Origin of the sequence: Devosia algicola, from assembly GCF_028816455.1 — a bacterium.
Lineage (GTDB): Bacteria > Pseudomonadota > Alphaproteobacteria > Rhizobiales > Devosiaceae > Devosia > Devosia algicola.
The window spans coordinates 2,928,123-2,950,573 of record NZ_CP118246.1 but is presented as its reverse complement, the minus strand read 5'-3'; the positions used below and the strand labels follow the sequence as shown (position 1 = coordinate 2,950,573).

The following is a 22,451-nucleotide window of genomic DNA, read 5'->3' as shown; positions in this document are numbered from 1 at the left end:
GCCGAGACAACATGATTGAGATACAGCCATGACGCAGTCCCGGCAAACCACCCATTTCGGCGAGCAAGAGGTTGCGCTAGAGGACAAGCAGGCCCTTGTCAACGCGGTGTTTCACGGGGTGGCCGACCGGTACGACCTGATGAATGATTTGATGAGCGGGGGCATACATCGTGTCTGGAAAGACGCCATGATTGCCGATCTTGCTCCGCCCAAACAAGGCACCCGCCCCTATCGCGTTCTCGATATGGCGGGGGGGACCGGCGACATAGCCGAGCGCATTATCAACGCGTCAGTGGGCTATGCCGAAGTTGTAGTCGCCGATATCAATTCGGACATGTTGCGGGTGGGGGCGGAGCGCGCCAAATCCTGGCGGTTCCCGACGCAGGCCAGTTTTATAGAGGCCAATGCTGAAAAACTGCCATTCGAGGACAAGTCGTTTGACGCCTATACAATTGCCTTTGGCATTCGCAATGTACCCCGGATCGAATTGGCGCTGGGGGAAGCCCATCGCGTGCTCAAACGCGGCGGTCGCCTGATAGTGCTCGAATTCTCTCAAGTCGATGTCCCCGGTCTTGATGAGCCTGTACCGCGCATTTTCCGATAATCTGATCCCGCCGATGGGGCGTTTGGTCACCGGCGATGCGCAACCCTATCAATATCTGGTTGAATCGATCCGCAAATTTCCGGCGCCAGTGGCCTTTTCGGGCATGATTGGCGCCGCAGGTTTCAAACGCGTCACCCACACGCCCTATTCGGGCAATATCGCGGCGTTGTTCAGCGCCTGGAAGATTTAAGGTTTTTTGCATTGGGCCTATCTGCCTATTTTCGCCTGGTCCGCGCTGGCTATGTTCTGGCGCGCGAAGGAGCATTTTCCATCATCGATACCCATGAGCCTACCGCCGGGCCTGCGTTTTGGGGTTGCTACGGCGCGGCTGATCGAACGTCGCGCGGTGCGCCGCACCGGTCGGGTCGAACGATTGACCCGCGCGCTCAATCGGTTGGGGCCAACCTATGTCAAATTCGGCCAGACCCTGGCGACCAGACCCGACATTGTCGGAGCGGACATTGCCGAGGACTTGTCGACCCTGCAGGACCGTATGGACCCCTTTGACTCCGCGCTGGTGCCGGCCATCCTCAACGAGGCGCTGGGGGTCAAGGCGGCGCGATTGACTGAGCCTTTCCGCGCCGATTGCCGCCGCCTCGATCGCCCAGGTTCATCAGGCCCAATTGACAAGTTCTGCCGGGCCAACCCACAAGGTGGCGGTAAAATTGCTGCGACCGGGCGTCGCGCACCGCTTCATGGCCGATATCGAAAGCTATTATGCGGGCGCGCGTCTGGCTGAAAAAGTCGTACGCTCGACCCGCCGCCTAAAGCCTACCGAAATTGTTGCGACGCTTGACCATTCGGCCCGGCTCGAACTGGATTTGCGCCTCGAGGCGGCATCGATCTCGGAGTTCGCGGAAAACATCCAGAATGATGAGGGATTTGTTATTCCCGAGATTCATTGGGAGCACACGGCTCAGAATGTACTCACCACGAGTTGGATCGAGGGCATTCCCATTCGCGACCTGTCAGCGCTTGACGCGGCCGGGCTGGATCGAAAGGCGCTGGCGACCAACCTTTTGCAAAGCTTTTTGAAGCACGCCATCCGCGACGGGTTTTTTCATGCCGACATGCATCCGGGCAATCTGTTTGTTGATCCCAAAACCGCCGCTATCGTTGCCGTCGACTTTGGCATAATGGGTCGCATCAACAAGGCCGAACGCCGGTTTCTAGCCGATATTCTCTATGGCTTCATTTCGCGCGACTATCACATGGTGGCGCGGCGCCATTTTGACATTGGCTATGTGCCGGCAGACCAGTCGATAGATGATTTTGCGCTGGCCATCCGCTCCATCGGGGAGCCGCTGCACGGACGCAAGGCCAGCGAAATTTCAATGGCCAAAGTGCTCGGCCAGCTATTTTCCATTACCGACCTGTTCGACATGCAGACCCGCCCGGAACTGGTATTGTTGCAAAAATCGATGGTGCTGGTCGAGGGAGTAGCGCGTGCGCTCGATCCGGACCTCAACATCTGGACCACGGCCGAGCCGGTTGTGGGCGACTGGTTGCGCCGCGAGGAAGGGCCGATTGGCAAGATCGAGGATTTGCAGCGCACTCTTGAGATCGTTACCGATACTGCGCGCCGCGTGCCGGACCTGGTTCGCCAGGCCGAAACGGTCATGCGCGATTATCACAGGCAAAAACGGGTCACGCCGGCGCTGGCGCCATGGATGGGCACAACCCTGTTCTGGGGGCTCATGGTGTTGCTTGTTGCATTGATCTGGCGCGTTGTCACGGTTTAGTGTGCGGCGCGCCGTGGCCACAGGGGTTAATTTGGCCGCACATTGCCTGCATCAAGGTGTGGGATATGTCGTTGACAGGGGCCGCAGGAATGAAATTGACACTGCTTGCGAAGTTAATTGCGACCGCCGGATCGCTGTTGGCGCTTGCCGGTTGCGTTGATGCCACGGTTGATATTGATGTGATCAGCCCGACCACGGCCAAGGCCAGCATGACCCAGATCATGGGCGCCGAATTTTTTGCCATGATCAAGCCTGACCTTGCCAAGCCAGAACCAAAAACTGGCAAACCAGGCATGGAGCGGTTCTGCGCCAAGGGCGAGCTGGTCGAGAACGCCGATGGCAGCGCCACCTGTAATTTTGCCGAACGGGGAAAATTTGCCACCATCACCCTGGGCCGCGCGCAGCAGCGTGTCCGGTTTACCCCGCTTGGCGATAACCTTGTGCGGGTCGAGCTGTCATTGGCCGATATTGCCGAGGAGGTCGGCGCGCATCGCTGGGACGACGAAAAGACCCGCCAGATGAATCAATCGCTGTTCAGCGGCCACACCTGCACGCTGCGCTTTGGGGGTATGGAAGTGATTGACACCAACATGACATTGTCGCCTGACAAACGATCAGCAGAACAAGTTGTTCATTTCCTTGATCTAATCAATGGAACTACTGATCTTCCAGCCACACTATATGCAGTCGTCAGGGTAAAATAATGCCGGTTCAAACCGTCGAAATTGGACTGAGCTGGTTTGAGCACGGCCGGGGGCTTTCTGTGCCACGTACACAGAGCGCGGGAGCGGCCGGGGTCGATCTCATGGCCGCGATATCAGAAAATGAGCCAATAGTACTGCCGCCGGGTCAGCGCGCGCTCATTCCCTGTGGTTTTGCCATGGCGTTGCCTGACGGGTATGAGGCACAGGTGCGGCCGCGCTCCGGCCTGGCAATCCGACACGGCATCACCGTGTTAAACGCGCCGGGCACTATTGATGCCGACTATCGTGGCGAGGTGCAGGTTATCCTGATTAATTTTGGCCAAGATGATTTTTCCATCCGTCGGGGCGACCGCGTGGCGCAAATGGTTGTAGCGCCATTCATGTGTTCCGATTTTATATTGAGAGACAATTTGAATGATACCGAACGCGGCAAAAAGGGCTTTGGCTCAACGGGCCATAAAACTTCTTAGCATCCTGACTATTGTCGCAACGGCGTTGGGCATATCTCCGGCGCTTGCCGGAGACCGGGCGCAGTTCCATGCAATCGGCTTTTCGCCGCGCGCCAATTTCTTCGCCTTCGAGGAATTCGGCATCGCCGATGGCAGCGGGCTTGCCTATTCAACCGTCTACGTCGTCGATCTAAACCGCGACAGCTGGGTAGTGGGGACACCAATCAAGCTCGAAGCCCATAATGAGCAGACATCGCTGGCAACGATCCGCACCAAGAACCTGGCCGCCGCCAGCACCCTGATCAGTGAGTTGGACCTTAATCGTCCCATTCAGATGATTGCCTTGATTGGCGATGGCGCCACCGACACCGACGCAACCCATTTGCACTTCGGCATGCCCGGTTATGTCGAGCCGGGTGCCGTCAATGGCGACTATAGCCTGACCCTTTCGAGCTTTTCCGCCACCAGCGCGGCACCCTGCAAAAACTGGTTCGGTGATGATCCGCTCGGCTTTCAGCTCAATTATAACGACAATGGATCGACGCGGGCGCTGCATCGCGACGATTCACTTCCCATGTCGCGCGACTGCCCGATGGCCTATCGCCTCTATGGCGTGGCGTTGCCATTTGATGCCAGTGACATGGATGACGGGATTGCGATAGTTTCGATGTTTCCCCATGGATTTGAAGGGCCAGACCGTCGCTTTCTGGTGGTACCGCTGCGCAAGAAATGAGATTTTCACCTGACGAAACCCGCCGCTATGCCCGCCATCTTGTGCTCAAAGGCATGGGTGGGCGCGGTCAACAGGCGCTAAAGGGTGCCAGCGCGCTGATCGTCGGTGCGGGCGGGCTCGGCAGCCCTGCCATCGCCTATCTTGCGGCCGCTGGTATCGGGAGGTTGGGGATTGTAGACAATGACATTGTCGCCCTGTCCAACCTGCAACGTCAGATCGTGCATGGAACCGCCTCGATAGGCGCGCCCAAAGCCCAAAGCGGCATCGCCTTCGCCAATTCGCTCAATCCACATGTCCAAACCAGTGCCCACCAGTTGCGGTTGGACGCTGACAATGTCGATGCACTGCTGCTCGGCTATGATCTGGTACTCGACGGCAGCGACAATTTTTTGACCCGTGCCATGGTCGCCGGTGCAGCCGAGCGCGCTCACAAACCTTTGGTCTGCGGGGCCGTGTCGGGATTTGACGGTCAGCTAAGTGTGATCGCGCCGCATTTGATGCGTCCCGATGGACGCCCTTTTCCCACTTTTGCCGATCTTTATCCCGTAAATTCTGACGATGCCGATTTACCCTCTTGCGAGCAGAATGGCGTGCTGGGGCCGCTGACCGGCGTTATCGGTGCGCTGATGGCCATGGAGGCCATTAAGCTGATCACCGGGATCGGAAAGCCGCTTCTGGGGCGGCTTATGCTCTATGACGGGCGCGACGGACGCTTTACCGAACTAAGCTACTAACGCAACGGTTACCGGATAACACTCGGATAGCATCGTGCAACGACAACGCCGCCAGCAATCACTGGCGGCGTTATCAGAATTTCACAGGTGCCAATAATCAGGCGGCGTGGCCTTCGAGCCATTTGGACAGGCCCGCCTTGGGGGTGCCGGCGCCAACCTTCATGTCGGCGGCTTCCCCACCCTTGAACAGGATCATGGTCGGAATTGAACGTACGCCATATTTGACGGTGGTAGAGGGGTTTTCGTCGATGTTGAGCCTTGACGATCTTGACCTTGCCGGCCAATTCGGTCGAGAGCTCGTCGAGCAGCGGTGCGATCGCGCGGCATGGCCCGCACCACTCCGCCCAAAAATCTACCAAAACGGGTTCCTGAGAGTTGAGGACTTCCTCGCCGAAATTGGCATCGGAAACATGTGTGGTCATCTGACTTGCCTTTAGGGTTGAAAGCGGTGGTCTGTGTGATCCAAAAACTGGGCAGAGTCCAGTCACACTGCAAGCACAATCACCCCATGGTGAAGTCGGAGACACTGTGCTGGAGCAAGTCCTGGGGTAAATTCATCAATGATTCCATCGCTGTCCACAAGATTTGAGCATTTACGGTTTTGCCGGGGAAAAGCTGCCTTGCAACCAGCGCATAAAGCCCCAATTGCATTAGATAATGCGGTGGCACCTCGGTTGGCACGGCGGGCACATTGGCGTCTGACTTATAATCAATCACGGTAACACTATCATCGGTCACCACGATCCGATCGATGCGCCCGGCCAGTTTTACGGGCTTATCGCGCCGCGTCGCGGTCATTAGAAACGGCACCTCGGCGCGGCTATTGGCTCCGAAAATCCCCGCCAGTTCAGGCCGCGTCAGAATCGCTACCGCCTTTTGCCTGACCGAATCGGCCAGATCGGGCGCGTCGGGCAACAGGACGGGCATGGCCCTATCCAGCACAATATCCCAATCCGTGCGCGGCACCCGCCCCAAGTGCTGCAGCAATGCGTGCAACGCAATGCCTTGCTGGCGTGCTATCTCGGGATCGAGCCGTTCCAGGGTTTCCAGCATCGTATCGAGAACCCGCTCGTCGCCGCTGCCTTCAAAGGCCGAAGATGGTCGCACGAAAGGCGTGGCGCGATAGGGGGCAGGTTATCAAGCGTCAATTGCGTCAAATCGATCCTGCCGCCATCACTTTTGGCGATGGGCGGCGATGGGTCTGGGCGATCGGCAGGAAATATGATGGCACACTCCTGGCCATCTGCGCCGGTTTCTATTTGCGAGGTCGGCCGCAGCGCTGTTTCAACAGCCTCGTACCAGGAATCCTTGAGTTGGGTCTCGGGCTTTTTGCCGGGCGTCAGCGCGCCAGTAAGATAGAGTTCATCCTTGGCCCTCGTCATGCCGACATAGAGCCTTTCGCCAATATTCGGCTTTTTGATTGTCCTCATCGAGAGTTCGGAAGGGGAGGGTATGTTCGGTATGATGACCAACCGAGGAAGCGTGTATCAACATCGGACCGGGACTTTCTTCGACCAGATAAACAGGATTGCCCAGTTTTTGAGGGCTTGGCGTGCTGGTCGCGTCGGCCAGAATGACAATGGGTGCCTCGAGCCCCTTGGCGCCATGCACCGTCATTACCCGTACGCCGGCGCCGGTTTCGGCCAAGTCGCGCTTGATCGATATCTGTCGTGTCCGCATGGCGGTTACAAATCCCTGCAGCGAGGGCTGGTCGGTCTGTTCGTGCTCGAGTGCGAGTGTCAGAAATTCGGCGAATACATCATCGATCTCGCTACCGAAACGGGCATGAAAGCGCTTGAGACCATTATCGGCGTAAAGCACAGCGGCAAAGAATTCGTAGGGCCGCTCATAATCAAGCTGGCTACGCCAGCGCTGCAATCGCTCGGCGGCATCGCGTGCCGACGCCAAATTTGAGTCGGCAAGGCGCTGCCATATGGTATTGTTGCCGCGATCATGGGCCAGTGCCAACAGATCGTCTTCGCTCACATCGAACAGGGGCGAGCGCAATAGTGCGGCCAGTTGCAGATCGTCGGCCGGGTTGAGCAACACATCGCACAATGCCAGCAGGTCAAGTACGCCGATATGGCCGGTCACAGCCAATCGATCCGCACCCGGTGTCGGCAGATCGGCCTTGATCAAGGCGCGGATGATTTCGTGAAACAGCACATTTCGTGCCTGAACCAGGATCAGGACGTCATTGGCGGTCACCACCTGCCCGCGTGGTCCATGCGTGCGCCTGGTGTCGATCCAGCATTTGATCTGGCCGGCGATGCGTTCGGCCAGTTGACGTGGCGCGGTTTTTTCGGTCCCCTGCGGCTCGAGTGGCCATTCATTGTCGGCGTCAGACTCATTTGGCTGATGCACTGGCGGCCACAGCGTCACCATGCCGCCTTCGTCCGGGCGCGCCGTATTATGTTTGATGATGTCGGTTGCCAGCAGGGCCGCCTGGATATCAGGGCGCGCGGCGACGCGATCGACCGCCTCGAGCACGCCCGTCAGAGTTCTAAAGCTTGTCTCGAGCGGCAAGGGCTGAAAAGGGCGCTTGGCGTCAATGGCCCGCTTTTCGAACGCCAGACCAATGCTGCCAAACTGGGTCGGGTCGGCGCCCTGAAAAGAATAGATGGATTGCTTCTGATCACCGACGGCAAAAACGGAGCGCGACCGCTCGACGGCACTGTCACCGGTAAAGAATTCCCGCGCAATCGCCTCTATAACCCGCCATTGGCGTGGGTTGGTATCCTGACTTTCGTCGACCAGAATGTGGGTGATGCCCGCGTCGAGTTTATATTGCACCCAGGCACCCAGCGCCTTGTCGGCGAAAAGGTCTGCCAGCTTTTCGATCAGATCGTCAAAGTCGAGCAATGAGCCGGCTCGTTTGCGCTTTTCAAACCTGTCCGAAATTGCCCCCGTCACGTCGAGCAAAGCGTCGCTTCGTTCAACCAACTGGGCACTGTTGCGCTGGACCGCCAGATCGGCCAATCGCTCGGCTTCAGCCGCCACAAGCGCGGCCAGTTCGGGATCGGCATCGAAAAACGCCTTTTTGGGAAATTTGGCCGGAACCTCGCCCTTGGCTGTTAAAAACGCCTTGAGCCAGTCGCCGAGACGGGGCGCGCGGGCATCGAGCCGGGCCAGCTTTTCTTCAAATGCGGTACCAGTCCGCTTGGGCGGACAAATTTCGAGTAGTCGGGCGATATGGGTGGCGCCGATCAGCCGATCATTGAGCATTCGAATTTCAATTGCTGAGGCGTCGAGGCCATTTTCGAGGCCGACGAGCCGGCGCAAATTGGCTTTGGCCTGTGCCCTGTTGGCCAGCACCGCGCGCAATTTGCGGCCATCGGCCAGTGCCGCCATGATCGCCTTGCCAATCTGATCGTCGCTGAGAAGATCAAACAGCCGAGCCACCGCCTCGGCATGCTCACCGCCCGCCAATCCATCGGCGAGCACGGTTTCACGCGCTTCAAGAACCATCTGCGCCTGCTCGTCATCCTCGATGACGCTAAAGTCGAACGGCACCTTGGCCTCGAGGGGAAACCGATGCAGCACACTTTCGCAAAAGGCGTGAATGGTGACGATCTTGAGCCCGCCGGGGGTTTCTAGCGCGTGGGCAAACAGGGTGCGCGCCAAGGCGCGTTTCTTATCGTCCACCGGCTGGTCATCGAGCGCGCCCAGTTCCTTGTCCAATGCGTCGGGCGTCATCACCGCCCATTTCGCCAACAAAGCCGACACGCGCCGCCGCATCTCGGCGGCGGCAGCCTTGGTGTACGTCAGACAAAGGATTGATTGGGGCGCCGCGCCCGACAGCAGCAAACGCAATACGCGTTGAGTCAGCACATGGGTCTTGCCCGACCCGGCATTGGCGGCCACCCATATCGACCAATTCGGATCGGCGGCTCGTCGCTGGTTGGCAGCGGTTTTGTCGGGGATATTGAGCACCGGTTTCACGCGCTGTCCTCCCCTGCCGTCAAACTCCACTCCGCGGTGCGGGCCAGATGATCATAGGCACCGGCATAGCGCTGGTTCGACAAGGGAAACAGCCTTGGTATCATGGGGCGCTGATTGAACAGGAACTCGGCCACGTGCCGCTGCATCCTGATCGCGGCTTCATCGGCGGCGCCCATCAGGTCAAACCCGTCATCGAGCGCAAACGGTTTTTCGATGAATGCGTCAGGGCCCAAACCGATTTTTATATAGCTGAGGTTGCTGGTGTCGGCGGCGGCGATATCGGCGAAGGCGCCGACGTGTGCCATTGCGGCTTCGAGCAATAGCTGGGGTGCTTCAAACCGTTTCATCTCGCCGGGCCCGGGCGGTGTCCCTGTCTTGAAATCGATGATTTCCAGCGTGCCATCAAGCATCTCATCGATCCGGTCGGCCCGACCGGAGAGCGTAAAGGGTTGGGACAGCTGCAGATCCCACTTTCCGGATCGTTCCGCATGACGCTGGCACACCAGATGATTACGACCCCGTTCAAAGTCAAGAAACAGTTGCGCTGCCGTTGTGAACCGACGCATCCAGATGTCACGCCGCTCGCCAATCGCGTCGAGGCCAGAAAATCCGTCTTGCGCCAGTTCATTGAGTGTCGCCAAGGCATTGGCGGCCATTACATCGTTGCCCTCCTCGACAAATCGGCCAAAAATATCGTGGATGATGCTGCCTCGTTCACGCCCGCCCGCTTCCTCACCCAGCGGGTCCATCGGTTTGAGGTTGAGAACGTGCTTGGCATAAAGGTCATAGGGCGAGCGGAACAGCGTTTCGATTTCGGTGATCGACAATCGCCGAGGTCGAATGCTCGGCGGTGGATTGGGCACCGGCATCGAGGCTGCCCTGGGCGCGGCCGTTGCGTCAAGGGCGCGCGCCTCCGCGAGCCATTTTTCACCGCGCTGGCGCCAGAGCGTTCCCGTCGCCTCTCCGGCAAAGGCTTCGAGCCGTTGCACCAATCGTGAGGCAATCGCCGGACTGGTGCCCAGACGCTCGGAGAATGCCACGATAATTTCACCATTGCCCAGCGCCATGGCAAAGTCATGCGCGGCCAGACCCGCCTTGCGCTCAGGTGGCTCCAACCCTGCAGCCAGCCGCATTTGCCGGCTCAGCCATGGGCCGGGGTCAGCCGCTTCGGGCCAGATATCCTCATTGAGTGCCGCAATGATCAGGAGATCGGGATTTTGCAGGCGGGCTTCGAGTTGCCCCCAGATAGCAATATCGTCGCGCCTTGCCATGACATTGCGCACTTCAAAGCCCTGCATCAATGCCTGCAGGACACCATCAAGACCGACCGGCTCAAATGTGATGCCTTCAGCGCCCTGTGCTCTTACCTCGCGCCCCCAAAGCGCCAGCTCGGCCGCACCGCCAATGTCGGCGTTGGCAATCCTCTCGTTGGCGGCGAGCAGCGCATCAACAAAACCGCCTGCCGTGAGATGCGCCTGTGACAAGGCGGTCATCAGCGGCGCCATGGCCTGTTCGAGACGCGTCAGCAGGATTTCGATGGCAGCCGCATCAGCGCTGGTAAGCCTGCGGACGGGATATTTGGTCGTTTCGTCGACATTGGCCGTCAGCAGGGCACGGAGACCAGTAACGCCCGGATTGGGCCGCTGGCCGCGCAGCACGCCCATTTCAACCAGATCGGCGACCGGACTGATTTCGGCGCGACTCGTGCCCAGTACACAGGCACGATTCCGCAATATGGCCATCAGATCGACCGGGGCGAAATTTCGCGTTGCCAGCGCCAGTATCTGTCGGAGCAGTCGCCCCGCCGGGGCATGAAACAGCGGCGCGCCAGCCGCGTCGTCAACCCTGATATCGAAGCGCCCTAGTTCTGCGGCGATCCGCCGGGCCAGATTTTGGTCGGGCGTGACGATGCCCACGCTTTTGCCGCGCACCAGCCCGTCGCGCGCCGCCAGCGCGATGGCGCGCGCTTCCTCATCTTCGGTGCGGGCGCTCAACAAGGTGAGGCCTTTGCCCGCGGCGGTCAGTTGATTCGGTGCCAGCCGGTTTTGCGCCCAATAGGCGGTGTCGGGGCTCAGCGCCAGCGCGTGACGCACCAACACTGTGCGGGCATGATCGGCGTCGGCCAGTTCTATGACGTTACCCATGGTCTGACCCAGAGTTCGCAGCAGTTTGGCCAGGCCATATTGCGGGTGCCCATGCGAATTGCTGATGGGATCCAAAAGCGTCTCGTGCGCTGCTGCGGACAATGTTGTATCGACGCCCGGCAGCACAACGGCACCGTGCGGCAGCGCTGCAATCGCTTTGAGTAGCGCCGCTGTTGCTGGAATCGAGCCGGTTGAGCCCGCGGCGATTACCGGTTTATCGCCATAAACCAAGGGTGCGGCCATGGCCTGGCGCAAAAGACGTTCATTGCGCAACACCGATTTGTCAGCCTTTTGGCGCTCCCCCAGAATTTCTGGCCAAGCCCGGAAAACAATCTGAAGAAATTTCAGCGTTTGCTGCCAGTTGGTTGCCAGATCTGCTGGAACGATGGCGTCGAGTTGCTGAGGGGTGCAACCTTCGGCCGCCAGATCGTCAATCAAACCGCCAAGGGATTCAGCGAGTTTGAGCACTTCAGCGGCATTGGGCGGCGAGGCCAGAGCCTGCCTGCCATCGTCGGAAACAGCCCAGAGACTGACCAGTCGCGACAATACCAGACGCCGCTCCACGAGCGACACGGGCGCCGGCAAAATACTGACATCGATCGGCGGCAGGAAGGGTTCTTCCTCCTTGTCCTCGCCGCCAAAGGTGCGAATGTCGGGCAACAGGCCGACGCCGCGCTCGGCAAATATTTCGGCCAAAGTCAGGCGGGCGCGGCGGGTCGGCAGCACGATGGTGACATCGCTGAGACCAAATGGTCCGCTATTATCCCAACCGCCCAACAGCGTGCCATCAATGACCCTGTCGGCAAGCGTTGTCAGAAATTTGGCATGTGGGGCAATGGAATAGACCGGGTTCACGAGAGTGCCGCCTCCGCTGCCTCGAGCGCCGCTGCGTCGCCGACATGATACCATGGTGCGCTCAGGGCCACCCCGTGCAGCGTCTCCTTGGCGAGGGCGCGATCAAACAGGCGGGTCAGTGAAAACGCCCCGTCGGGCATGTCGTCGAACAGGGTTTTGCGCACCAGCGCCACGCCGGCGTAGATAACGGGCGCCCCGTAATCGTTGGTGATGTTGCCGTGGGGATCGAGGCAGAAATCGTGGCTGCGATCAAAGCCGCTGGCGCGGACGGGATGGGCGCACAGCAGCACGATATCGCTGGTGCTATCGGCCATTTTTTTCAGCATCCGCCCGAGCGGTGCATCGCTGCCCGTGGGCCAGAAGGCATCAGTGTTCATAATGAAGAATGGGTCGGAACCCAGCATTGGCAGGGCATTCCGGACGCCGCCACCGGTGCCGAGCAGTATTTCTTCGCGCGAAATTTTTAATGCGCCAGCGAAGTGGGCCAGCAACTGGTTGGCCAAATAATGGGCGTTGGCGACAAAGTGGCGGGCGCCCTCGGCGCGTGCATTGACCATGATGCGCTCGATCAGCGGGATACCGACAACACAGATCAGGGGCTTGGGCTGGTCTAGAGTAAGGGGGCGCATTCGGGTGCCCAGCCCCGCTGCCAGAAGCATGACATGAGGAAATGCGGGGGTCTCGGTCATGGCACTTTCCGGAGTAACATCGGCCCTCATTCGCGTGACATTTGTTAGCGTTTGGTTAGCATAATACTAACGTTTCGACCCACGCCATCGCTCGGCACTGTCAAACTGACTGTATGGGTTGCCAGTTCGAACAATTCGGGCGCCCGAGTTGCCCATTCGACCAGCACAATTGCCCTCGGATTGTCGAGCAGGCCAAGTTCGGCGATCTCGTCAGGATTGGCCACCCGATAGAGATCGGCATGCAGGATCGGCGTGGTCCCCGCCTGATAGGGTTGGACCAGCGCGAAGGTCGGGGATGGTACTTCATGGTCCGGATCGTTGACCATCGCCCGGATGATGGCCCGCGCCAGCGCCGTCTTTCCAGCACCCAGATCGCCTTCGAGCACCACCATGTCGCCAGGGGCCAATTGTGCCGCCAGACTGGCGCCGAGGCGGGCGGTGGCCGCGTCATCTGGCAGGAACAGGGTTTGCGTGTCGGTCATTATTCGGCGGCGCCGACCATGGCGCTGTCTCGCGGCAGGTTGACGGTGATGCGACTGCCGCGCGGCGCGCGTTTTTCCGCCGTGATCACGCCGCCATGCAAATTGACGAAGGTCTTGACGATGGCCAGCCCCAGCCCGGCGCCGCGCTGCCGCCCGCTGTCGGCGGGCGTATCGATACGGGTCAGGATGGCTTCCTTCATTTCATCGGTCAGGCCCGGCCCTTCATCTTCGATGACGAACAGCATGCGTTCGGCGCGCGCCGAAACCGTCAAACGGATTTCGCCGCCCGGCGGCGAGAATCGCGCCGCATTCGACAGCAGATTATATAGAATCTGCACGATGCGGGTACCGTCGGCGATGAAGGGGGGTAGTTCGTCGGCGATGTCGATCACCAGATTGATCGGCTGTTCGCCGCTGACCTCGGGGAAGGTGGCGGACAGACCGGCGCGGGCCTTTTCTACCAGATTGGTGATGTTTTGCAGTTCGGGGCGTAACTCGGCGATACCGGCATCGACCGAGGCCAGATCAAGAATATTGTCGATCAGCACACCAAGGGTCACGCTTGAGGCGCGGATATAGTCGGTATAGGCGCGCTGCTTGTCGTTGAGCGTTCCTACTTCGTCCGAGGCCAACAAATCGGCAAAGCCAATAATGTTGGTTAGCGGCGAGCGCAGTTCATAGGAGACGTTTTCAACAAAGGCGTCCTTGAGCACATCGGCGGCAACCAGCGCGTCGTTGCGCTCCTTGAGAACCCGGCTGTAACTGGCACTTTCAGTGACGTCGAGAAAGGTCATCATGGTCTGCCCATCGGGCAGCCGGGTAATGGTATAATCGAGCAGTCGGCCATCGGCACGGTTGATGCGGCCGGTGGTATCGGCGCGCGTCGGATTAAGATCAATAATGCCGCGCTTGAGATCGCGCCAGATCGAGGCGCCATCTTCGGGCATGGCGCTACCGCAGGCCTCGGCGATCTTGTCGATATGGGGATGCTGCCCCAGCGTGTTGCTGGGCAGTTTCCACAAGGCCGAGAGACGCGGATTGGACAGGGTCAACCGCCCATTGGTGCCGAAAACCGCGACCGCTTCGGCCAGCGCATTGAGCGATTCGCGTTGCACATTGGAAAAGGCCTTGTTGGTGCTTTCCAGCTTGAGCCGTTCGGTAATATCGTCAAATACATAGATCACCCCGCCGCGTGGCCCGGCGGGCGCGGAAATCACCTTGATGGAGCGGCCATCAGGCAAATGCCAAGGGGCATTTTCGCGCGGCACCTTCTGGGCGTAGGAGGTCAGGTGCTGGGCGCGCCATGTCTGATAATTGACCTCGGCAGGCAACATGTTTTCGGTGCGCAACCTGTCAAGGATCGCGCGTTCATCAAGACCGGGCACCAGAAATTTCGAGTCGAGATTCCAAAGCGTTGCATAGGCCCGATTGAACTGGACCAGTTCACGGTTGGCATTGAAAATGGCGATGGGCGTGGTCAGGGCATCGATGATGCCGCTAATATGGGCGAGGCTGATCTCGCGTTGATCTGTGGCCGGCTCCTCAAGCGCCCGATAATAGCCCGCCGCGCCGCCGGGGATGGCAAATTCGACCAATTCAAAGTCAGGCTGGTCGGGCCAGGTGATCTGCAGTTTGACCGGCGTCGTCTCTGCCTCGCAGTGTTGCAAATGCTTGTTGAGCCTGATCCGCCCCGAGCAGTTCGGCAGGGCGCGAGGCGTCGCCCGATTTGCCCAATGCCCGCGCCAAAGTCAGATAAGCGGGGTTGGCATAAACCAGCTTACCGCTCTGATCGCGCAGGAAGGCGGGTTTACCCCACATGGCCAGCACGGCGCGCGCGCCGCTGATGTCTGGAATTGACGGCGCATCGGCGGGCGCGGATGGCGCGTCGGTCTGTGAGAACGCCGGACGCAACCGCATGGCAGCAGCGTCGCCCAAAACCCAGCCATTGGCGCGAATGAGCCGACCGTCACGAGCCTGCAGGCTGATGGCGAATCCGTGACCATTGACCCGCAACTGGCTCACATGATTGGCCAGTGCCTCGGCGCTGGTGCCGGTTAGCCAGCTGTCAAAATTCATCAGGCTTTCGGGCTTGCGCCCCACCGGCAGAATGGCTGATATCTGCCCGAGAAACCGTGGTGCCTCGGTATTTTCTGCCCACAGAACAGTGACTTCCTGGGTGCCTGACATCAGGGCTTCATAAATATCAAGCAAGGCTCGCAGGCTGGAAATCTGGTCGCTGGCGCGTTCACGATCGATTTTTGACTGCGCCTTGAGCGAACGCACGATCAGCATGGCCAGGAGGGCAAAACCACCGGCGCCGACCGCGATGGCGATGGGAGCGCTTCCGGCCATGGCACTGGCGCTAACGCCCTGTGCAAGCGCCGGTACGGCAGAAAGCAAGGTTAGCGGGGCTGCAGCCACGCCTGCGAATCCCCAACGTTTCCGGAATTTTTCCGGCGCCATGCCCTGCCTCGTCTTCATTGTGCCGCCAACGGATGCCTGACAGATTTACAGGCCAATACGCAAATACTTGCAAAAGCGCCGCGACCAAACTGCATGCATGCGCCTCGCGGCAAAAACACCGCCGCCGAATCACTCCAACATAGCGGGGTGTGGAATCGGCTAAAAGAGTCTTAATGACTGTGCTTAGCGGGCATAAAGTGGATAAGTTGGCTTGACCTGAGAACGAAACAGCAACAAACGCGGCGATTGTGCAAGAAAAAGGGCCCGTCCATTTCTGGACAGGCCCAAGATTAACTTACCGTCGCATTAGAGGCGCGGGCGATTAGTAGCGATATTCGCTCGATTTGAAGGGACCGTGCTGGGGCACACCGATATAATCGGCCTGGGTTTTTGTCAGCGTGGTCAACGCGGCACCAAGTTTGGGCAGATGCAGAGCGGCTACTTTTTCGTCGAGATGCTTGGGCAGGACGTGGACCCTGGTCTCAAGATTTTTGCCATTGGTCCACAATTCGATCTGGGCAAGCGTCTGGTTGGCAAATGAGGCGCTCATCACAAAGCTCGGGTGCCCGGTGGCGTTGCCCAGATTGACCAGACGGCCTTCGGACAGAAGGATCATGCGGTTGCCATTGGACTGCTCGATCATGTCGACCTGTGGCTTGACGTTGGTCCATTTGAAATTGCGCAGACCGGCCACATCAATTTCATTGTCGAAATGGCCAATATTGCAGACGATCGCCATGTCCTTGAGCTTGCGCATGTCATCGACCATCAGCACATCGCGATTGCCGGTCGCGGTGACAACCACATCGGCGCGATGGATGGCATCTTCGAGTGTTACCACTTCAAATCCCTCCATGGCCGCCTGCAAGGCGCAGATCGGGTCGACCTCGGTGACCAGAACGCGAGCGCCGGCGCCGCGCAGAGATTCCGCTGAACCCTTGCCCACATCGCCATAACCGCAAACGATGGCGACCTTGCCAGCCAGCATCACATCAGTGCCGCGCCGAATGGCATCGACCAGCGATTCACGCGTACCATACTTGTTGTCAAACTTGGACTTGGTGACCGAGTCATTGACGTTGATGGCGGGGAATGGCAGTTCGCCCTTGGCGTGAAGCTGATAAAGGCGCATGACGCCAGTGGTGGTTTCTTCAGAAACGCCACGAATGCTGTCACGGATCTTTGAGAAGAAGCCGGGGCTCGAGGCAAGGCGCTTCTTGATGGTGGCGAAGAAAATTTCTTCTTCTTCGTTGCCGGGTTTTTCAAGAAATGCGGGGTCGGTTTCTGCCTTGGCACCGTTGAGCACATACATGGTGGCATCGCCACCATCATCAAGGATCATGTTTGGCGCTTCGCCGTTGCCCCAATCCATCATGCGGTCGGTAAAGGCCCAGTATTCTTGCAGCGTTTCACCCTTATGGGCAAAAACCGGCACGCCAGAGGCAGCGATGGCAGCGGCGGCGTGGTCCTGAGTCGAAAAGATATTGCACGAAACCCAACGAACTTCGGCACCCAAGGCGACCAAGGTTTCGATCAGCACCGCTGTCTGGATGGTCATGTGAAGCGAACCGGCGATGCGCGCGCCCTTGAGCGGTTGGGCGGCGGCATATTCCTCCCGAATTGCCATCAGGCCGGGCATTTCGATTTCGGCGATCTGGATTTCCTTGCGGCCATAATCGGCCAGGGAAATATCTTTGACCGCATAGTCGGTTGGGGTCTTGCTCATGCTTGTCGCTCCGGGCGCTATTCTTAAGTGTGGCCCGCCTTATAGCGGCAGGCGCGGCCCGGATCAACATGGCATATAAAGATAAGTTTATATCTTAGTATCGCGTGGGTCGAATGCGATGGCGCCGCCGCAGCGGCAGGCCCAACAGACCCAGCAAGCCGGAGAACAGACCATAACCAGCGACCAGTCCGCCGCCGGCATAGGCAAAGCCTTCGAGCGTAACCGGCACCGCAGGCTTGAATGCTTCGAGTGTGCGAGCGCCGATGTCGCTATCCATGAAATCAGGCAGATATTGCAGCCGTTCGAGCGCGCTGGCACCCTCGATGCGCGTCAAGGTCTGGCTGAGTTGGTTGTAGCGCGACAGCGTTGTAGCCATGGCGTCACCACGCCCCGCGAGAAAACTGTCGCTGGATTGTTCAAAGCGCTGGAGCGCCTGGGTCCGGTCCAGACCGCCCTCGGCAGCGGCGCGGTCAAATTCGGCGACGATCCCGGCCAGTTCATCTACCGCCCCGCCGAGCCGCTGGGTATATTGCTGGGCATATTCGGGAAACTGGCTCAAGGCGACGGCCAGGCCAATGCCGCCGATACTGGCAATCATTTTGCGCATGAAGCGTACTCCTTGCCAGACTTTGCCGGTCGCGGCTCAACCGGTCAATGGCGGGATTTACTCATGACGGCGAGGTGACGCGGCGCGGCGGGCCGCCCAGCGCCAGCACGACCATATCAACAAAATCAGTCTTGTTTCTCGTATAGGCTTCGCGATCATCGTGATACCTGATGGCCAATTCCTGCTTGAGCCTCAAATAGGCATCACGCACCTCGGGATGGTCGCGCAGATGATCCCGAAACAGCAAATGCCGTTGCACCTCGTCTTCATCATCATGAATGTGCAGATGATGCGTGCGGTGTGGTGACGGGGGCAGGCCCTTGACCAGATAGAGCCGGGTGGTATCGGGATTGTCAGCCCAAAAAGCATAACCTTGTGCCTCGAGGGCGGGAATGGCGGCGCGGGCGTCTGCGAGATCCTTAACCAGCACAATGATGTCGATTACCGGCTTGGCGGCAAGACCCGGCACCGCGGTCGATCCCATATGTTCAATGCGTTGCAGCCTGTCCATGAGGCAGGAGCGCACAAGCAGGGCTTCGGCGCGGTAGCGTTCAGGCCAGGTCGGATCATAGGGCACGAGATGGATCTGCTCCATTTCATTAGCCCGCCGCGCCATCGCTATCTTCGTCAAAACCGTTATTGACCAGTTCCACCAGCGCTTCGAGCGCTTCGCGGGCCTGCTTGCCGCTGGCCTGGACCAGAATGGTCGAGCCAGGGCCAGCCCCCAGCATCATCAGGCCCATGATCGAATTGCCATCGACGGACGTGCCGTCCTTGACGACATGGATAGTGGCGTCAAAACATTCCGCCGTGCGCACGAAACGGGCTGAGGCGCGGGCGTGCAGCCCCTTGCGATTGACGATGGTCAGTTGTTGGGCAACGGCCCGGCCGGCACTGGCTGCCCCTTCCATCGCCATCAACTCCCGCCCAGGATCGAGTTGGCGACATTGATATATTTTCGACCCGCTTCCTGGGCCATGTCGACTGCTTCCTTGATCGGCTTCTCGGCCCTGATGCGCGCCAGCTTGACCAGCATGGGCAAATTAACCCCGGCAATGACTTCGACCATGCCGTTTTGCATGACCGAGATGGCCAGATTGGAGGGCGTGCCACCAAACATGTCGGTCAGGATGATGACGCCCTGCCCGTTGTCGGCGCGTTCAAGCGCGGCGAGAATGTCCTCACGCCGATTGTCCATATTGTCTTCTGGACCAATGCAAATGGTTTCGCAGAATTCCTGCGGCCCCACGACGTGCTCCAGGGCTGACTTGAACTCGATGGCGAGCGCGCCATGCGTCACCAGAACCATACCGATCATGCACTTTCCCCACAGGGCGAAATACGCCCGCAAAGTTCCGGCCGCCGCGCCTTACTATATCGAGCGGGGCCGTCGCGTCCACAGCTTGAACATGCCATTCCACCGCCAAGGCGGGTTGCAGCCAGCTAGGCCGGTAATAGACCGCGTCCGGCCATGATGTTTCAAGTCATAAATTGTCACAGTTTGGCCGGTCTCGGCGCCAAGGCGCGGATGGCTTCGACCACCAGCAGGGTTTGATGGCTCAACTCGATCACGCCGGCACGTGGCACCGGCGCTCGCGCGACCCCGACGCCCAGCAATTCAACCGCAAATGCCTCCTCTGGGGGCATGCGGTCGAGCGTTTCGACCAGATCAATAACCAGATGCAGCGGCGCGTCGCTGAGGGCGGGCCGGGCAACGATGCCGCGCCCACGCAGTTCAATGCTGCCCGCAATTGTTTCGGGTGCGTGCATTTGCAGATGTCCGTGCGCGGCACTGAGCAGAACCTGATCGTCGCTGACAAGGAGCGCTGTCTTGCCCATCATCTCCCAGCGCTCCAGCAGCGCCAACGCCAACACCGATTTACCAGTGCCAGATGGACCTCGCAGCAGAATGCCGGTCTGTCCCAGCATCAGGCCAGTGCCGTGCACATTGTTGGGCGTGTTCATGAGCCCAGTCTATTTGCGGGCGCGTGGCAAGACAACGGTGAACATGGCACCGGTGCGATCATCGCGATTTTGCGCCCGGATTGTGCCTTTGTGGGCGATCACGATCTGGCGCGAAATCGACAGGCCAAGCCCGGAATGATCGCCAAAGCCGTCGCTATCTGGACGATCCGTGTAAAAGCGCTGGAAAATGCGGCTGGCATCGCCGGTAATGCCGATGCCTTCGTCCGCGACCGCAATGGTTAGCGTCTCCGCATCGGTCACCAGCGAAACGCTAACAGTGCCGCCGGGCGGCGAAAAGGAGATGGCATTGTCGATCAGATTGGCAAACACCTGTGCCAGGCGGCTTTCATGGCCGATGGCAATGGCGGGGTTGCGGCCCTGACGCTTGCTCATTACCACCTTGACCTTGTGCTCGGCAGCAAGTTCGGCCTGCATCTCGACCATGGCCTGGGCCAGTTTTTCAACATCGACACGATCGGCGACTTCACGGGCCAATTCAGCATCGAGCCGACTGGCGTTGGATATGTCGGAAATCAGGCGGTCGAGCCGCCGCACATCATGCTGGATGATGGCATTAAGTCGCGCCTGATCCTCGGGTCGCTTGGCGCGTGGCAGTGTTTCGACTGCCGAGCGCAACGAGGTGAGTGGATTTTTCAGCTCGTGGGCGACATCAGCGGCGAACCGCTCGATGGCTTCGATGCGATTATAGAGCGCATCGGTCATTTGCCGCAGGGCACCGGACAAGTGGCCTATTTCGTCCGGGCGATCGGTAAAATCAGGAATTTCGGTACGCGCATTGCCCGCCGTCTGGACCCGTTCGGCTGCTGCCGACAGGCGCCGCATCGGCCCCGCAATAGTGCCAGCGAGCAGCAGTGACAGTGAAATGGTCACCGCCGCCGCGATAAGCGCGATGCGCAGGATGCTCCAGCGCTCGGTCGCGACGATGGAGTCAATATCGCCCGGTGCAGTCGAGAGCAGCAATACCCCGACAATGGCGCGCAACCGTTGCACGGGCACGGCCACCGAGACGACCAGTTGGTGCTTGGCGTCAACGCGCACAAAATCGGCAGGCGCACCGGAGAGCGCCGATGTGACTTCGGGATAGCGCCGCCCCTCATCCTCATCATAATCCTGGTAGAGCGGGAAATTTTCGCCGGGCACCCAGTTGAGAACGGTGTTCCACCAATCCTGCAGGAACGAAATCGGCTGGTCGTCCGCCTGATTGATCTGGCGCATCACCTCGCCGCGACTATAGATATTGTCGCTATCCAGGATCATCAGCCCGCCCTGATCATAGATGCGGGCGCGGGTTTTGGTTGGCGTGACGAGATTGCGCAACAATGGCGCCACTCGCTCGGGGCTTATGGGAAATTCCAGCGTGGGATCAAAATAGGACAAGGGGGACAGTGTGCTGTCGTTCTTGAGATCGAGCAGGCGGTCGGGGTTGATCGAAATGACGTCACTATCAACCGTGGCCGAAGCCGCAATGGCGGCGGCGATAATTTCGCCCTGTACCCGCAGCGATTGCACGCGCGCGTCAATCAGGCCGGCGCGCCACTGATTGAGATAGAGAATGCCGACCACCAGCACCAGCAGGCCCGCCATATTGAGCACGATGATGCGCCGCGTCAGGCTGGAGAAAATTGTGAAATCCAGGAACCGCTGAATATTGTGGCCAAGCCGGTAGGTCGGGGCGACAACCAGACGATGCCAAGCACCATCGCGACGCCCGCGTGGGGTCTGGGTTGTCTTTGGCTTGACCAATTTGTCCATATTCGGATCGAGGATCGCCACCCGCCTTTATTGCTCCTTGAAACGATAGCCGACGCCGTAGAGCGTTTCGATCATTTCAAAGTCGTCATCGGTCGCCTTGAACTTCTTGCGCAGCCGCTTGATGTGGCTATCGATGGTGCGATCATCGACATAGACCTGATCATCATAGGCGGCGTCCATGAGGGCGTTGCGTGATTTGACAACGCCGGGGCGCAAGGCCAGCGCCTGAAGGATCAAGAACTCGGTGACTGTCAATGTCACCCGCTGGCCCTTCCAGGTGCAGGTATGGCGTTCCTCGTCCATGACCAGTGAGCCGCGCTCGATCAGCGCGCCGCCAACCCCATTGTCGCCCGAGGAACCGGCTGGCGCCGAGGGGTCGCGCGGGGCGGACCGACGCAGGATGGCCTTGACCCGCTCGACCAGCAGGCGTTGGGAAAACGGCTTGGTAATAAAGTCGTCCGCTCCCATCTTGAGGCCGAACAATTCGTCGATCTCTTCGTCCTTGGAGGTCAGGAAGATAACCGGCACGTCCGACTTCTGGCGCAGGCGGCGCAACAGTTCCATGCCGTCCATGCGCGGCATCTTGATATCGAGGATAGCCAGGTCCGGCTTGTCGGTGGTCAATCCTTCAAGCCCCGAGGCACCGTCGGTATAGGTGGCGACCTGATAGCCTTCTGCTTCCAGGGTCAGCGACACCGAGGTCAGAATATTACGGTCATCATCAACTAGAGCGATCTTTGGCATGAAGTGCCTTTCTTGTTCGTTGTAACGCTGCATAAGTAAAACCCACCAAAATCAGGTTCGAATGCCCGTTAGCACTTGATAATTACGCGTTAAAT

General features: G+C 59.2%; 22 protein-coding genes and 3 pseudogenes. 7 read left to right on the top strand and 18 right to left on the bottom strand.

The window, feature by feature from the left end:
- The first annotated feature begins 28 nt into the window (after positions 1–28).
- From ubiE to PSQ19_RS15740, 7 genes and pseudogenes are all read left to right on the top strand, one after another.
- Positions 29–794 (top strand): annotated as a pseudogene (gene ubiE / locus PSQ19_RS15770) (bifunctional demethylmenaquinone methyltransferase/2-methoxy-6-polyprenyl-1,4-benzoquinol methylase UbiE).
- A 93-nt stretch (positions 795–887) separates the two neighbouring features.
- Positions 888–1,343, top strand: a complete 456-nt coding sequence (locus tag PSQ19_RS15765) for a hypothetical protein (RefSeq protein ID WP_282218516.1) — start codon at positions 888–890, stop codon at positions 1,341–1,343.
- Positions 1,228–2,346 (top strand): AarF/UbiB family protein, encoded by a 1,119-nt coding sequence (locus tag PSQ19_RS15760; RefSeq protein ID WP_282218515.1) that lies wholly within the window; start codon positions 1,228–1,230, stop codon positions 2,344–2,346. The genes PSQ19_RS15765 and PSQ19_RS15760 overlap by 116 nt, the downstream gene beginning before the upstream one ends.
- Positions 2,347–2,441: 95 nt before the next feature.
- On the top strand, positions 2,442–3,050 hold the full coding sequence (locus tag PSQ19_RS15755) for a hypothetical protein (protein WP_282218514.1): 609 nt from the start codon (positions 2,442–2,444) through the stop codon (positions 3,048–3,050).
- Positions 3,050–3,520 (top strand): dUTP diphosphatase, encoded by a 471-nt coding sequence (gene dut, locus PSQ19_RS15750; protein ID WP_282218513.1) that lies wholly within the window; start codon positions 3,050–3,052, stop codon positions 3,518–3,520. The genes PSQ19_RS15755 and dut overlap by 1 nt, the downstream gene beginning before the upstream one ends.
- Positions 3,492–4,232, top strand: coding sequence for a DUF2259 domain-containing protein (locus tag PSQ19_RS15745; RefSeq protein ID WP_282218512.1), 741 nt, complete (start codon positions 3,492–3,494; stop codon positions 4,230–4,232). The genes dut and PSQ19_RS15745 overlap by 29 nt, the downstream gene beginning before the upstream one ends.
- The gene (locus tag PSQ19_RS15740) at positions 4,229–4,966 is read left to right on the top strand and encodes a HesA/MoeB/ThiF family protein (protein WP_282218511.1); all 738 of its coding nucleotides are present in this window, start codon (positions 4,229–4,231) and stop codon (positions 4,964–4,966) included. Before PSQ19_RS15745 ends, PSQ19_RS15740 begins: the two co-directional genes overlap by 4 nt.
- Positions 4,967–5,063: 97 nt before the next feature.
- On the opposite strand, the pseudogene trxA reads toward PSQ19_RS15740, so the two are convergent.
- The 18 genes and pseudogenes from trxA to PSQ19_RS15655 all read right to left on the bottom strand — a co-directional run bounded on the left by trxA (position 5,064) and on the right by PSQ19_RS15655 (position 22,356).
- Positions 5,064–5,388, bottom strand: a pseudogene (gene trxA, locus PSQ19_RS15735) (thioredoxin).
- A 79-nt stretch (positions 5,389–5,467) separates the two neighbouring features.
- Complete coding sequence (locus tag PSQ19_RS15730) at positions 5,468–6,019, bottom strand: PD-(D/E)XK nuclease family protein (RefSeq protein WP_282218510.1); 552 nt, start codon at positions 6,017–6,019, stop codon at positions 5,468–5,470.
- Positions 5,983–6,348 carry a hypothetical protein gene (locus PSQ19_RS15725; protein ID WP_282218509.1) on the bottom strand — a complete coding sequence of 122 codons (366 nt, stop codon included), beginning with the start codon at positions 6,346–6,348 and terminating at the stop codon, positions 5,983–5,985. The genes PSQ19_RS15730 and PSQ19_RS15725 overlap by 37 nt, the downstream gene beginning before the upstream one ends.
- Entirely contained in the window at positions 6,329–7,351 is a 1,023-nt protein-coding gene (locus PSQ19_RS19990) for a 3'-5' exonuclease (protein WP_407649170.1), read from the bottom strand. Before PSQ19_RS19990 ends, PSQ19_RS15725 begins: the two co-directional genes overlap by 20 nt.
- A gap of 261 nt (positions 7,352–7,612) precedes the next feature.
- A pseudogene (locus PSQ19_RS19985) lies at positions 7,613–8,908 on the bottom strand (UvrD-helicase domain-containing protein); the annotation flags it as partial.
- On the bottom strand, positions 8,905–11,907 hold the full coding sequence (addB, locus tag PSQ19_RS15715; RefSeq protein ID WP_282218507.1) for a double-strand break repair protein AddB: 3,003 nt from the start codon (positions 11,905–11,907) through the stop codon (positions 8,905–8,907). The pseudogene PSQ19_RS19985 and the gene addB, both read right to left, overlap by 4 nt.
- Entirely contained in the window at positions 11,904–12,596 is a 693-nt protein-coding gene (locus PSQ19_RS15710; RefSeq protein WP_282218506.1) for a nucleotidyltransferase family protein, read from the bottom strand. The genes addB and PSQ19_RS15710 overlap by 4 nt, the downstream gene beginning before the upstream one ends.
- Before the next feature lie 44 nt (positions 12,597–12,640).
- Positions 12,641–13,078 (bottom strand): tRNA (adenosine(37)-N6)-threonylcarbamoyltransferase complex ATPase subunit type 1 TsaE, encoded by a 438-nt coding sequence (gene tsaE / locus PSQ19_RS15705; protein WP_282218505.1) that lies wholly within the window; start codon positions 13,076–13,078, stop codon positions 12,641–12,643.
- A complete protein-coding gene (locus PSQ19_RS15700; protein WP_282218504.1) occupies positions 13,078–14,745 on the bottom strand; it encodes a sensor histidine kinase in 1,668 nt (555 codons plus the stop codon). The genes tsaE and PSQ19_RS15700 overlap by 1 nt, the downstream gene beginning before the upstream one ends.
- Positions 14,681–15,559, bottom strand: coding sequence for a hypothetical protein (locus PSQ19_RS15695; protein WP_282218503.1), 879 nt, complete (start codon positions 15,557–15,559; stop codon positions 14,681–14,683). Before PSQ19_RS15695 ends, PSQ19_RS15700 begins: the two co-directional genes overlap by 65 nt.
- Positions 15,560–15,863: 304 nt before the next feature.
- Positions 15,864–17,267: an adenosylhomocysteinase gene (gene ahcY / locus PSQ19_RS15690; RefSeq protein WP_282218502.1), complete on the bottom strand. Its 1,404-nt coding sequence runs from the start codon at positions 17,265–17,267 to the stop codon at positions 15,864–15,866.
- A gap of 94 nt (positions 17,268–17,361) precedes the next feature.
- Positions 17,362–17,874: a DUF2937 family protein gene (locus PSQ19_RS15685; RefSeq protein WP_282218501.1), complete on the bottom strand. Its 513-nt coding sequence runs from the start codon at positions 17,872–17,874 to the stop codon at positions 17,362–17,364.
- A 61-nt stretch (positions 17,875–17,935) separates the two neighbouring features.
- On the bottom strand, positions 17,936–18,490 hold the full coding sequence (locus PSQ19_RS15680; protein ID WP_282218500.1) for a GrpB family protein: 555 nt from the start codon (positions 18,488–18,490) through the stop codon (positions 17,936–17,938).
- Complete coding sequence (locus PSQ19_RS15675; RefSeq protein WP_282218499.1) at positions 18,474–18,791, bottom strand: HPr family phosphocarrier protein; 318 nt, start codon at positions 18,789–18,791, stop codon at positions 18,474–18,476. Before PSQ19_RS15675 ends, PSQ19_RS15680 begins: the two co-directional genes overlap by 17 nt.
- Positions 18,791–19,192: a PTS sugar transporter subunit IIA gene (locus PSQ19_RS15670; protein ID WP_282218498.1), complete on the bottom strand. Its 402-nt coding sequence runs from the start codon at positions 19,190–19,192 to the stop codon at positions 18,791–18,793. Before PSQ19_RS15670 ends, PSQ19_RS15675 begins: the two co-directional genes overlap by 1 nt.
- Before the next feature lie 176 nt (positions 19,193–19,368).
- The gene (locus PSQ19_RS15665) at positions 19,369–19,839 is read right to left on the bottom strand and encodes an HPr kinase/phosphorylase (protein ID WP_282218497.1); all 471 of its coding nucleotides are present in this window, start codon (positions 19,837–19,839) and stop codon (positions 19,369–19,371) included.
- A 9-nt stretch (positions 19,840–19,848) separates the two neighbouring features.
- Positions 19,849–21,633, bottom strand: coding sequence for a sensor histidine kinase (locus PSQ19_RS15660; RefSeq protein WP_282218496.1), 1,785 nt, complete (start codon positions 21,631–21,633; stop codon positions 19,849–19,851).
- 6 nt (positions 21,634–21,639) lie between these two features.
- Positions 21,640–22,356: a response regulator transcription factor gene (locus PSQ19_RS15655; protein WP_282218495.1), complete on the bottom strand. Its 717-nt coding sequence runs from the start codon at positions 22,354–22,356 to the stop codon at positions 21,640–21,642.
- Positions 22,357–22,451 lie beyond the last annotated feature (95 nt).